The following is a 14,052-nucleotide window of genomic DNA, read 5'->3' on the forward strand; positions in this document are numbered from 1 at the left end:
CATTTACTTAGTGTGATTGGTATTATACAAACAACGCGATGTAAGCTTGATGGATACCTTCAATCAACATCTGCATGCCAATAACCGCCAGTATTAAGCCCATCATACGAGTAATTACGTTTAGTGCGCTCGGTCCAATAGCTCGAACAAACTGCTCTCCAGAGACAAACAGCGCGTAGGTCAGTCCACAAAGCAGTCCAAAGGAGATAATAGTAATAATAACTTCAAAGTTGCCACCAACTGCTGCAAAGTTCATTGCGGTCGCAATGGTCCCAGGGCCGGCAAGGATAGGCATAGCAAGAGGGGATACGCCAATACTCAGCGCCGCTTCTTTTTGCGCTATGGTGTGGCTGGCCGATTTTTCTGGCTTATGGTGTTCGTTATTACCGCGCAACATGTTCAGACCAATCATAAATACCAAAATACCGCCGGTAATTCTGAGGGCGTATAAAGTGATACCAAACAGGTCAAAGATGAGCTTTCCTGAAATAGCGAATATGGTGACGATAATAAAAGCAATAATGCAAGAGCGCAGTGCTATAGACTTTACTGTTTGATGATCGTTACCACGAGTCAAACCGATGAAGATAGGCGTATTAGCGATTGGGTTCATGATAGCAAAAAAGCCCATGAACACAGCTAGGGCATGTATGATAAGGTCTTTCATATAGTCCTTCGTAAGGTAATTAGCAATCTATCTTGCAGTTTGGAGGTAGAGATACCCTATATGATAAAGGACTATATTAGTTACGGCTACTTATGCAGCGTCAGAAGTTGCTGAGTTGACATCATCCTGACTCACAACCTTTGGTTTTTTCGGTGTTGGCTTACGTTTTGCGCCCAAAGCGTACAAAACTTCTTCTTTGTGCTTAGCTAAGTACATTGAAAGCTCTTCTTGTTGGCCTTCATCGGTGATGATTTCGCTATTCCCTAACAGAGTAAATAGTTCATCAGCCATATCCAGCATCTTGTCATATGCGTCCGCTTCGGCTTTTGAGGTAAAAGTCATCTTTTCTTCTCCGTTGCGTTCTACCACGTACTTGACGATAACAGCCATGGTCCATCCTCATAAATTGATTGTTAATAATTGAATACTGGTTATTTATACATTAAATCACGCGCTACAGTCTAGCTGAGTTGTTTATTTTGTGCAGTGATCGCTCAATCGCCACTCAAGACTGTATTGTAAAAATGCCGCTAGCAGTGGATTTAAATACTTATCTTTGTGTAGCACAATTTGCATTGTTCTATCTAAGGGTAAATCAATCTCGAGCTTGCTGATTTTCCCAGCTTTTAATGCACTATCAATTGAAAGCTCAGATAAACAGGCTAAACCTAACCCTGCCGCAACACCGTTAATGATTGCTTCGCTGTTGCTTAGTTCAAATTCCCCTTGCCATTGGGTTAAATGTTGCGCGATGTGTTGAATGAAATAATCTCTAGAGCCAGAGCCTTGTTCTCTTAACAGCCAGTTATTGGCTTCAAGTTCATCGATGGATAGCTTGTTCTTTTTCGCTAAAGGGTTGTCTGGCTTACAAATAATGCACATTCGGTCAAAACCAAATGGATGATGGGTCAGTTTATCTGAGTCTTCATTGCTTTCGATGAGGGCAATATCAATATGGTAATCAATGATTTTCTGACTAAGCAGCGATGAATTTTCTAGTAAGGTGCTAAAACGTACTGCCGGATGTTGCTGCCTGAAATCTCGAATCAGGTAGGGAAGTAGTTGGTTACCTATTGTATTACTGGCCCCTACATTCAGTTCCCCACTCAATGTATTTGAATCATTAAACAAAGAGGGAATAGCCCGAGCTCGATCCAGTAACTCATCCGCAACGGGCAGTAGAGTAGAGCCTTCTTTGTTGAGAACAAGGCGATTATTTACCCTATCAAATAATGTATGTCCAAGTTGGTTTTCTAGCTCATTAAGAGATAGGCTCACCGCCGCTTTCGATAGGCATAGTGTTTGTGCGGCGCTGGACATAGAGCTTGCTTTGGCAATAGAGGTAAATACTTCGAGTTGTCTTAGGGTAAAAGAAATCATAAGTGTTTATTTTTACTTAACGCTAGTTTTAAATCTTTAAATTTTAATAAACATAACTTAAGAATACACTCTTTGCATCAACTTAATGAACAGCGGTTAATAATCTGCGGAGCAATCACATGCAAGCACAATCTCGTTTAGCCAATGCACCCACGCCAATGGCGGGTTTGGCCTTAGGTATTGCCAGTTTAGGCTGGAGCCTAGAAAATTTAGGCATGTTTGGTGGATATGCACAAATGATAGGCGCGGTAATTGCGGCAACATTATTGCTGATTTTGAGCGGTAAATTCTTACTTCATTCACATCTATTAAAGCAAGATTTATCTCATCCAGTAGTGGGGAGTGTTGTGCCCACTTTTGCTATGGCAAGTATGGTAGTGTCGTATGCTATTGGTCAGCATTGGGCGTTATTCGGCAACGTGTTATGGCTCGTATCGGTAATTTTGCACATTATCTTTTTAATGAGCTTTACCTTTCATCGCAGTCAAAATTTTGAGCTTAGTCATATGCTGCCGAGTTGGTTTGTACCACCGGTAGGAATTATTGTGGCCGCTTTAACTTACTCAGGCAGTGCCTCTTTGCATTGGATTGGCGCGGCGACCTTATATTTTGGCATGATTGCCTACGCTATCATGTTGCCGATAATGATTTATCGTTTGATGTTTTCAGAACTCGTGCAAGATGCCGCCAAGCCGACATTGGCAATTTTAGCCGCGCCAGCCAGTTTATCATTAGCCGGTTACTTATCATTTGTGGCGTCGCCATCGCCACTGATTGTTGCCTTATTGTTTGGTATCGCAATCCTTATGACAGCCATTATCTACATGGCGTTTTATCGCCTGTTAAAACTGCCGTTTAGCCCAGGTTATGCTGCTTTTACTTTCCCATTGGTGATCAGTGCAACCGCTATGTTTAAGGTGGCGGTATGGATGACAAATATGAATATCGCCACAGAGTATGTTCAGCAGGTTCACACTCTAGCGGTACTGGAGTTAGGGGTTGCATTTATCATTGTGAGTTACGTGGCAATACAATATTTCAATAATTTATTGATTCAACCAAGGTTGGCAATTAGCAGTAAATAACCTCACATAGCGACATCAATTGCACTAGTGTGTGGTAACATTATTGCAATTGATTCAATGGATTGTGAGCCTGCCTTGTTTACTGTTTATCATTCAAACCAAATCGATCTTCTTAAGTCTTTATTGATTGCGCTAATTCGCCAGCAACCTCTTGCTTCCCCTTTTGAGCAAGAGCAAATCTTGGTGCAAAGTCCGGGCATGTCGCAATGGCTAAAAATGGAATTAGCTAAAGAGATGGGGATTGCGGCCAATCTTAATTTCCCGCTACCTGCGACTTTCATTTGGCAGATGTTCATTGAAGTGTTGCCGGACGTTCCTCAGCGCAGTGCATTTAACAAAGAAGCGATGACTTGGAAGCTAATGCAAGTTTTACCCAGCAAGCTTGCTGAGCCTGAATTCTCCCCATTAGCTTCTTATCTAGAGCAAGATGATGACGACTCTAAGCTATTCCAATTAGCGGGAAAAATTGCCGATATCTTCGATGGTTACTTAGTGTATCGCCCCGATTACATTAACGCTTGGGAGCAAAATGAACATCCTGATGAGTTACAAGGGCAAGGTCTTTGGCAGGGAATACTGTGGCGAGAGTTATATCAATTTACTCAAGATTTAGAGCAATCTAAGTACCATCGTGCCAATCTTTATCAAGACTTTATTGATGCTTTAGCAAACACTTCCGAGATCAGCAGTAATAATGTGCCTAAACGATTATTTGTGTTTGGCATTAGTTCATTGCCGCCTAAATACCTTGAAGCGCTCAAAGCGCTGGGTGAGCATATCGATGTGCACCTTATGTTTCACAATCCATGTCGTTACTATTGGGGCGACATTAAAGATCCGCGCACATTGTCGAAGATGGCTAACTTAGTCAGACCGAGAATTCGCTGGAATGAACAAGGGATGGAAACCGAGCAAGGCGTTGCGGTACTTAAAGGCGATATCGAACATAACGCATTACCAGAGTTTCATCATGATGCAATCAGCAACAACTTGTTAGCTTCAATGGGTAAGCAGGGGCGCGATAATCTATATTTGTTGTCCGATCTTGGCAGTAATGAAGTCGAAGCTTTTGTTGATATTGAGCCAACGTCATTGCTGCAAAAAATACAACAAAACATCTTGCAATTAGAGCAACATCAAGACGATTCAAAATTGGATCAAAGCACGCACAAAGGCTGTGTTTCTGCGCAAGATACTTCGCTCTCTATTCATAGTTGTCATAGCGCTACTAGAGAAGTAGAAGTGCTGCATGACCAACTTCTGGCGATGTTTAATCAAGATCCCACCCTTAAGCCGCGCGATATCATAGTGATGGTGGCGGATATCAACGCCTATTCCCCAGCCATCAAAGCTATCTTTGGCAATGCAACCGCAGACAGGCGAATACCATACTCCATTTCTGATAGAAGTGTTGCTGAAGAAACCCCAATCTTAAATGCGTTTTTGCAGTTACTGGCACTTCCGAATAGTCGCTGTGGTCGCAGTGAAATGATGGAGATCCTTGAGACGCCCGCTATTTTGCAACGATTTGGCTTGTCAGAAACTGACTTTGATTTGATTAATCTATGGACGCAAGAAGCCGGAATCCGCTGGGGGCTTGATGATGCCACCGCAACTGAATTTGAACTGCCAACCTTAAATCAAAATACATGGCTGTTTGGCTTACAACGTATTTTGCTTGGCTACAGTATGTCTTCTACCAACCAAGCTTTTGAGTTGAGCGAGGGCATTTTAGCCCCGTATGAACAAATAGAAGGTATGCAAGGAGAGCTTGCTGGAAAACTGGCCGCGTTTATCGACAAAGTCTTGCACTATCGCAACGCACTGCAAACACCTTTGCATAGCTCGGATTGGCAAGCGCAATTAAACCAGTTAGCCAATGATTTCTTTGAGTTAGACATTGAAAACGAAATCGCCTTAACCAGTATTCGTGACGCGCTATCTTCACTGACTCAGCAAACCTTTGAAGCGGCGTTAACCTCCGAGCTAAGTCATCAAATTATCAGTGAGTATTTGCAAGATAAATTAGATAACTCGCGCATTAGTCAGCGCTTTTTAGCAGGCCAAGTGAATTTTTGCACCTTAATGCCAATGCGCTCTATTCCTTTTAAAGTGGTGTGTTTATTGGGCATGAATGATGGGGTATATCCACGCTCAGTTCCTCTTGAAGGTTTTGATTTAATGTCAGTGAAAACGCGCATAGGGGATAGAAGCCGTCGAGATGACGATCGTTACCTGTTTTTAGAGGCGCTACTTTCTGCTCAGCAAACCCTATACATTAGCTATATTGGGCAATCAATTTTAGATAATAGTGAGTGCTTACCTTCGGTGTTATTAACCGAATTGCAAGAGTATTGCGCACAAAACTATTGTCTGGTTGGGGACCAATATTTGTCGGTTGATGACTCAGGTGACTTGCTTGTGAGTCATTTAACCTCATCCCATGCCATGACGCCATTTAGTAAAGACGCTTTTTTAAATAACGCCAGTTTTGCCTCTGAATGGCTGCCTATTGCCAATGGCATTTCTTCTATCGAACAAACTGCGCCCACGCCACTTATCGATTATTTCTTAGAAAGAGGCAGCGTTAACGAGATTGAATTGGATCAGCTACTCGCTTTTTGGTCATTGCCGATAAAATATTTCTTCAATCATCGCCTGCAAGTTTGGTTTAACCGCGATAGCGAGATAGTGGAAGACGATGAGCCTTTTGCTTTAGGTGGCTTGGAGCGTTATTTATTACGCGATGAAATCGTTGCCGCTATGCTCGATGGCGGAGAGACGCAAGTAGAGCAAGTGTCTCAATATTATCGCAGCTCTGGGCAACTGCCGATTGGCGAATTTGGCGATTTGGAAGTGGCAGAAAATAAAGCGGCAATGATGGGCTTGGTCTCTGAAATTGAGTTTTACACCAGTAGTAAGCAGCCTTCAATTCCGTTGTCTGTCAGTGTTCCTTATGGCGAACATAATCTTACTATCACGGGTTGGCTAGACAATCACTACGCTTCTGGTTTGGTTAACTATCGAGTCGGTCGCATTCGCTCAAAAGATATTTTACAGTCATGGATCAAGCACTTATGTGCTTGTGCATCCAATCAATCGCTAACCAGCCACCTTATTGGTATCACTAATAGCAAAGAGGTGGAGTATTTTTCTATTGCCGCAATATCTGCGCAAGATGCGTTGGATTTTCTGCAAGATCTGCTGGCACTATTCTTTGAAGGTATGACTCAGCCTCTTGCTTATTTCCCTTATTCAGCGCAAAGCGCGATGCAAGAAATGAGTAAGAAATTACAAAAAAATGATAGTGATGTGGCTCGCGAAGCGGCTCAAGCTAAGTTCAATTCAAGCTTTTTAGGCGATGACTATAACGCGGGAGAGTCGCAAGACATTTACATACACAGAGCGTGGCCGCAATGGGATGACGCATTGGCAGAGTCTGGGTATCGTTTAGCACAAAGAGTCTTCTTGCCGGTACAAGAAAGGTTAACTACTAAGTAAAGGCGATTAGCTGCAGATAAGAGAGAGGGGGGGGGGGCGTCAGGAATATTATATGTAGGGGTTTTTATACCGACGGCCCAAGGGTCACAGAGACCTCTTATTTCTTATATTTATAGATGGCAAATCCCTCACCATTCGAGCGCAAGCCTACTTGGAACGAAACACGATAACAGTGAGTGGGATCGCAAACTTTGAGCGCAAGTATCCAGCCCTTTCAAGGCGATAGCTCATTTCATAACATTGGTCACATATTTAGATAGGGTTCACCATGACAGAGGTCACGAACATAATTCCTGCGCCACTTGAGACAATGACATTCCCTTTGCATGGGGCACGTCTTATTGAAGCTTCGGCTGGCACCGGCAAAACATTTACGATTGCTGGGCTTTATCTGCGACTGTTGTTAGGTCATGGCGACAATGGTCAGGCCCACAACAAGCCACTTAATGTTGAACAAATTCTGGTCGTGACCTTTACCGAAGCGGCAACCGCCGAATTAAAAGATCGTATTCGCGCACGTATACACCAAGCAAGAGTCGCATTTAGCCGAGGGGTGAGTGATGATCCTGTGATCAAACCTCTACTTGAACAAACCCAAGATAGAGACAGAGCTTGTGAGTTATTGCTGGCCGCAGAAAGACAAATGGATGAAGCCGCCGTATTTACCATTCATGGCTTTTGTCAGCGCATGCTTACGCAAAATGCCTTTGAATCGGGCAGCCGATTTAAAAACCAATTTATTCAAGATGAAAGTCAGCTGAAAGCGCAAGTGGTATCAGACTACTGGCGACGTCATTTTTATCAAATGAATGAAGCTATGGTAGCGGAAATTCGCAGTCACTGGCGTCACCCCCACGACCTACTTACCGAGCTTGACCGCTTTATTAGTGGCAATGAAGTGTATATTCACTCTCAAGCGCAAAGCGGTGATTTAGAAGCCTTGTACGCACAAAGAGTCGCGCTGATTGATGAGTTAAAGCGTGATTGGCTTGCGGTAAGCTCAGAGCTAGAAAAATTAATTGCAGATTCTGGAATTACCAAAAATCCTTATAACAAAAGAAACGTGCCAAATTGGATTTCACAAGGGGACAGTTGGGCAGAGGTTACGCCTAGCACTCTTGGCATGCCAGATTGTTTAGAGCGCTTTTGTAGCAGTGTTTTGCAAGCTAAAACCAAAGAAGGCAAACAAGCGCCAGAACATGCGATATTTGATCAGCTAGAGGCATTTTATCAACTGCCTAAATTAGAGGTTAAACTGGCTATTCTAGGCAATGCGATCCCTGAATGCCGAGCAGAGTTACAAAAAGCCAAACGCCAGCAGCAAAAGCTTTCTTTTGATGATCTTCTCAGTCAGTTAGATCATGCTTTGCAAGCCGACGAAGAAGATTTGTTATCCGAGCGAATTCGCCAGCTTTATCCGATTGCTATGATCGATGAGTTTCAAGATACCGATCCTCAGCAATACAACATATTTAGTCATTTGTACTTAGATCACCCGGAGTGCGGGTTATTTATGATTGGCGATCCTAAACAGGCGATTTACGCCTTTCGCGGCGCGGATATCTTTACCTATATTCGCGCTCGTAATGAAGTGACTTCGCACTTTAATCTTACGACAAACTGGCGCTCAAGTGAGCAGATGGTTGAAGCCAGTAATGCGCTGTTTGTCGAGTCAGAAGCGCCATTTATCTACAACGATGATATTCCGTTTACCTCAGTGCTACCTAGCCCAGGTGCGGACAAAAAATCGTGGTCTTTGCATGGTGAAACTCAGCCGGCGATGACAGTTTGGCATCAACAGCAAGAAGAGGGCGGCGTAGCCAAAGGCAGTTATAACCACACTATGGCGCAGTCGACCGCCACTCAAATACAGCGACTATTAAGCGCTTCAGATCAAGGCAATGCACTGCTACACAGCGCAAAAGATAAGGCGATTCAAGCTGGAAATATCGCGGTATTGGTGCGCACAGGTAGAGAGGCAAGCCTAGTGCGACAAGCGTTGTCGGAAAAAGGCGTAGCCAGTGTCTATCTGTCCAACCGAGAAAGCGTTTTTGCCAGTCCTGTGGCCTGTGATGTGATGCTATTTTTGCAAGGCGCTTTAAATTCTGAAAATGACCGAGCATTGCGCACTGCGGCGGCCAGTTCCTTGTTTGATCTTTCCTTATTTGATTTAGAGCGATTAAACCAAGATGAGCAATATTGGGAACTGCTTAGCCAAGAGTTCAGTGATTATCGTCAGCTATGGCTAAAGTCTGGGATCATGCCGATGATCCGCAAGCTTATTCAGCACCGAGAATTAGCCCAGCGATTGCAAAAACAGCCACACGGTGAGCGAGTGCTGACTGATTTAATGCATCTTGCCGAGTTATTGCAACAAGCCTCAGCAGAGCTAGAAAGTGATCATGCATTGCTACGTTGGTTTTCTGAATCCATTGATGAGGCATACGATGGTGAGTCAGGAGATGAGCAGAAACAACGCTTAGAGTCAGAGCGCAACTTAGTGCAAGTGGTCACTATCCATAAGTCGAAAGGACTAGAATACGATATTATTTTTGTGCCTTTTGTTAGTGCTTGTCGCAAAAGCGATAAAGCCTTGTATTACGACGCCGAGCAACAATGCACCCGCTTTGATCTCGACAATAATGAAGAGGGAATTGCGTTATCGGATAAAGAGCGTCTAGCGGAAGATCTGCGCCTTATTTATGTAGCGGTGACTCGCGCTGTGTACTCTTGTTATCTTGGCGTGGCGGCGCTCAAAGACGGTCGCAGCAAAAAGGTGATGACCCATTTGAGCTCCATTGGCTATTTGTTACAAGGAGGCGAAGAGCAAGACGCCTCGGCGCTGAGCGCTGCGTTAAGTCAGCTGGAAGAGAAATACCCATCCATTACCGTATGCGACCCCATTGCCCCTGATGACGCTTGTTACATTCCAATTGAACAAGATGCGCCTTTGCTTGAAGCCAATAAAATGCAGCAACAAATTGATTGGCGCTGGCGGATGACCAGTTATTCAGGTTTGGTTAAGCAAGGGCATGGTCATGCGCATAAAGACGACAGTATTTGGCTGGATACGACCTTAGATGTGGACGCCTCTCAGGATCAAGCCCCAATGCTCGACCTTATGCAAAAGAGTATGTTTAACTTTCCGCGTGGCGCACGTCCGGGCACGTTTTTACATACCTTGTTTGAAGAAGTGGAATATACCCAGTCGGCATTTAGCGACAAAAACAGTGAAGTGATCCGTCAGCTTATAATCAAAGAGCAGTTAGAAGAAGAGTGGCTACCGGTATTGCAAGATATGGTCGATAAAGTGCTCTCGACCGACCTTGATGGTCAGGGTATGAGATTGTGCGATAAAAACCCTCAGCAAAGGCTGGTAGAAATGGAGTTTTTATTGCCGATAGAGCTTCTCTCTGCGCCGCGATTTAATGCCATTACCCATCAGCATGATCCGTTAACGGCTCAAGCAGGCGATCTTGGTTTTGCTCCAGTGGAAGGGATGCTAAAAGGCTTTATTGATTTGGTGTTTGAGCATCAAGGTAAATATTACGTCCTTGATTGGAAATCCAACCATTTAGGCGATTCTGCTCAAGATTATCACCAAAGTAATTTGCACAAAGCGATGTTAGATCATCGCTATGATGCCCAGTATCAAATCTATGCATTGGCACTGCATCGCTTTTTAAGCAGTCGTATTGCAGACTACGATTATGAAACGCATTTTGGTGGTGTGTTCTATTTGTTTTTACGTGGCATGGATGGCAGTGGTGAATACGGGGTATTTTCCGCGAAACCATCGTTACCTATGCTCAATGAATTAGATGCTCATATTCGTGGTGAGGAGGCAATAAAATGATAGCGTCGAGTGAAAGCCTTCCAGAAGTGCTCAATGTGGCCGAGATTGCGCCAGAGCAATTGAGTAAATACCGCCAGAAAAGCTGGCTAGATTGGTTACACGTTATGGCTGGTGTGGGCATGGTGCGCGATATTGATTTTCAGTTGGCTAAGTTTTTTTCCGAGCAAGAAAAAACCGCATCAGCGGCGCATGTTGCGGTAATGGTATGCGCGGTGAGTTATGAGCTCAGTAAAGGCAATTCATGCTTACCGGTTAGTAATGCTTGGAATCCATTAAAATCCTTTGGCGCGACACAACTTGAGCCACTTTTTGACCCACAACTATTTGCCTGTGATTGGGCGGATGAGCTCACTAAATCGAGCTTAGTTGCGCAAGATTTTCAACAAGCTATGCGCTTACCCTTAGTGTTTGAATTTGGCAGTTTGTATTTGCAGAAATATTGGCACTTTGAAGGGGCTCTGGCACAAAAGCTATTGGAATACGCTGAGCCTATCGCGATGGATGCGCAGCAATTATCTGTGTTGAGATTGCAGTTAGATCAATTATTCACATGGCAGTTAAGTTATCTGTTTAAAGATATTCAAACGCTTAAAAAAGCCAATGCCAGTGATGCGCAAATTCATCGAGCCATTTGTGAGTCTTTGGATGTGGTGGACACCGCTGACATTGCATTGGATAAACTGGTGGCGATTGCCAGCAGTGCTAAGTCAGCCAGCGACCTTGAAGTATTAAATGAATACATACCGTTAAGTGCGTGTTTAAACCATCAGAAAGTGGCCGCCGCTACTGCGCTTACGCGCCGCTTTTGTGTAATTTCAGGGGGCCCGGGTACGGGCAAAACCACCACTGTCTCTAAATTGTTAGCTGCGCTGGTGGCCTCAAGTGAAGTGGAACTTGATATCAAGCTTGCTGCGCCAACGGGAAAAGCGGCGGCGCGTCTGACCGAATCCATCGGACAAGCCATTGATTCCTTGCCTGTGTCACCGGAGATAAAAGAAAAAATCCCCACCTCTGCCAGCACATTACACCGCTTGCTTGGCGCTATTCCTAATCGCACAGAGTTTAAACACAATGCCAAGAATCCGTTGCATTTAGATTTGTTGATTCTCGATGAAGCTTCCATGGTCGATTTGCCTATGATGTTCAAATTGCTCAACGCACTGCCAGCGAACGCGCGTTTGATATTACTGGGTGATAGAGATCAGCTTTCATCTGTGGAAGCTGGGGCGGTATTAGGGGATATTTGCCAACTTGGCGGACAAGGTTACAGCGCGGCGCATAGCGAGCTTCTAAATAAGTTAACCGGCTACCAATTGCCTGCATCACCTTATGTGGGTACGGCGATTAGTGATAGCTTGTGTGTATTGCAAAAGAGCTTTCGTTTTCACAGTCGCTCTGGCGTAGGTCAGTTAGCACGCGCTATCAACTCAGGTAGCAGCAGTAAAGCGACAGAGGTGTTTGCCAGTCAGTATCAAGATATCGAGCACTTTGAGGTCAACAGTGAGCGTTACGCGCAATTGATTGATACTTTAGCGACTCGCTATAAAGAGTACCTAAACCTTAGATTTGAGCAAAATGGCACGTTAAGCATGTCTGCATTTGCGCGCACTGTGTTGCAAAGCTTTGCGCAAACCCGCTTGCTGTGTGCAGTCAGAGAAGGCGAGTTTGGAGTAGAAGGCACCAATGCCAATATTGAAAAAGTATTGGCACGGAAAGCCTTAATTGCTGCGGATAGAGATACTTGGTACATAGGAAGGCCTGTGATGGTCAATAGTAACGATCACAGTCAGCATTTGTATAATGGTGATATTGGCATTTGTTTGTTGGATGAAAGCTTACAAGAGCCGAGATTGAAAGTGTATTTTGAACTGCCTGATGGCAGCGTAAAAGGCGTGCTTCCAAGTCGCGTACCGCCACATGAAACCGCATATTCAATGACTATTCATAAATCGCAAGGCAGTGAGTTTGACTATACGTTATTGTTACTGCCGAAAACGATGACACCGATACTGACCAGAGAGTTATTTTATACCGGTGTGACGCGCGCCAAGAATCGTCTGGGTGTGTATGCTGATGTTGGTATTATGCAGCGCGCTATCAAGCAAAAAACCGCAAGAAGTAGCCATCTGTCGCAACGTTTGCAAACAGATAGCTAGTGGGTGCGAAATGTCTTAGTTGATATCCAGCGCTAAGATTTTTGATTTTCGTTGGAAGTTATAGAGGTCCTGCTTTTTAATCGGCAGTGCCTCTAAATCAATTTCAGCAAAACCTTGCTCTCTAAACCAATGCAAACTGCGGGTGGTCAAAATAAACAGTTGTTTGATTCCGAGCGCATAGGCTTGATGCTTCATGTGCTCTAATAAATGCACGCCGCGGTTGCCATCTCTATAGTCAGAGTGAATAGCTACGCAGGCCATTTCGGCCATTTGATCTTCGACATAAGGATAGAGCGCGGCGCAACCAATGATGAGCTGATCTTTGACTATGATAGTAAATCGCTCAATTTCTCGCTCTAACTGTTCGCGAGAGCGACGCACTAAAATGCCTTCACTTTCTAGCGGTTCAATCAAGTCTAAAATACCGCCAATGTCATCAATGGTGGCAATGCGCACTTGCTCGGCGCTGTCCATCACAACTTGTGTACCGATACCATCACGAGAGAATAGCTCTTGTATTAAAGCACCATCATCAAGGTAGCTCACAAGGTGACTGCGCTGTACGCCTTTTTCACAGGCTTTTACTGCTGCCTGTAAGAAGCGTTCAGTGATAGGAGCATTGCCTGGCATGCCTTGTTGTAGGATGCTTTCTAGCTCGTGTGGGAACAGCTCTGCAGCCACTTCACCATTAGGTTTGATGTAACCTTGATCTGAGCTAAAACCAATCAGTTTGTCCGCTTTTAGTTTTATCGCTACTTGAGTGGCAATTTGTTCTGATACTAGGTTAAAACACTCGCCTGTAACGGAGCCTGCCACTGGGCCAATCAATACTATCGACTCTTGCTCAAGCGCGCGGTTGATGCCTTCAACATCAATGCGGCGTACTCGCCCACTGTGTTGATAATCCACTCCGTTATCCACACCTAATGGCTGCGCAATCACAAAGTTACCGCTGACCACATTGAGTTGGTTTCCCGCCATAGGCGTATTGTTGAGACTCATAGAGAGGTGAGCGGTAATGGCGAGCTGTAATTGCCCTGATGCTTGCATGACATGCGGTAAGGTCGTTGACTCAGTGATCCTAATCCCTTTGTGATAAGGGGAAGATAAGGACTGTAAGCTAAGGCGTTGGTCTATTTGCGGGCGAGCGCCATGCACCAATACCAGCTTCACGCCAAGGCTATGCAGTAGTGCAATATCGCTGACGATATTAGGGAAATTATCATGGCTTAACGCATCACCACAGAGATAGATAACCATAGTGCTATCACGGTGAGCATTTACATATGGGGTGGATTGCCGAAATCCTTTGACCAGTTCAGTACTACGAGACATAACCAACTCTGATGTGAATTTTTATACAATAATAATGCGTATTTATATGATTGCAACTGTTTAAATGACTCT

General features: G+C 44.4%; 8 protein-coding genes. 4 read left to right on the forward strand and 4 right to left on the reverse strand.

From position 1 onward, the window contains the following. Positions 1-22: 22 nt before the first annotated feature. From VHA01S_RS14610 to VHA01S_RS14620, 3 genes are all read right to left on the reverse strand, one after another. Positions 23-667, reverse strand: coding sequence for a MarC family protein (locus VHA01S_RS14610; RefSeq protein WP_023405129.1), 645 nt, complete (start codon positions 665-667; stop codon positions 23-25). Positions 668-757: 90 nt separating this feature from the next. Next, on the reverse strand, positions 758-1,057 hold the full coding sequence (locus tag VHA01S_RS14615) for a YebG family protein (protein WP_023405130.1): 300 nt from the start codon (positions 1,055-1,057) through the stop codon (positions 758-760). Positions 1,058-1,141: 84 nt separating this feature from the next. Continuing rightward, entirely contained in the window at positions 1,142-2,047 is a 906-nt protein-coding gene (locus VHA01S_RS14620) for a LysR substrate-binding domain-containing protein (protein WP_023405131.1), read from the reverse strand. Positions 2,048-2,166: 119 nt separating this feature from the next. Between VHA01S_RS14620 and VHA01S_RS14625 the strand changes: the two genes are divergently transcribed. The 4 genes from VHA01S_RS14625 to recD all read left to right on the forward strand — a co-directional run bounded on the left by VHA01S_RS14625 (position 2,167) and on the right by recD (position 12,645). Further along, the gene (locus VHA01S_RS14625; RefSeq protein WP_023405132.1) at positions 2,167-3,132 is read left to right on the forward strand and encodes a TDT family transporter; all 966 of its coding nucleotides are present in this window, start codon (positions 2,167-2,169) and stop codon (positions 3,130-3,132) included. Positions 3,133-3,189: 57 nt separating this feature from the next. Then, entirely contained in the window at positions 3,190-6,633 is a 3,444-nt protein-coding gene (gene recC / locus VHA01S_RS14630; RefSeq protein ID WP_240432738.1) for an exodeoxyribonuclease V subunit gamma, read from the forward strand. Positions 6,634-6,901: 268 nt separating this feature from the next. Further along, positions 6,902-10,489: an exodeoxyribonuclease V subunit beta gene (gene recB, locus VHA01S_RS14635; protein WP_023405134.1), complete on the forward strand. Its 3,588-nt coding sequence runs from the start codon at positions 6,902-6,904 to the stop codon at positions 10,487-10,489. Then, positions 10,486-12,645, forward strand: a complete 2,160-nt coding sequence (gene recD, locus VHA01S_RS14640) for an exodeoxyribonuclease V subunit alpha (RefSeq protein ID WP_023405135.1) — start codon at positions 10,486-10,488, stop codon at positions 12,643-12,645. The genes recB and recD overlap by 4 nt, the downstream gene beginning before the upstream one ends. 15 nt (positions 12,646-12,660) lie before the next feature. Here recD and argA read toward each other — a convergent pair whose 3' ends face one another. Next, complete coding sequence (gene argA, locus VHA01S_RS14645; RefSeq protein ID WP_023405136.1) at positions 12,661-13,980, reverse strand: amino-acid N-acetyltransferase; 1,320 nt, start codon at positions 13,978-13,980, stop codon at positions 12,661-12,663. Between the last annotated feature and the right edge of the window lie 72 nt (positions 13,981-14,052).

The organism is Vibrio halioticoli NBRC 102217 (assembly GCF_000496695.1).
Classification (GTDB): Bacteria; Pseudomonadota; Gammaproteobacteria; order Enterobacterales; family Vibrionaceae; genus Vibrio; species Vibrio halioticoli.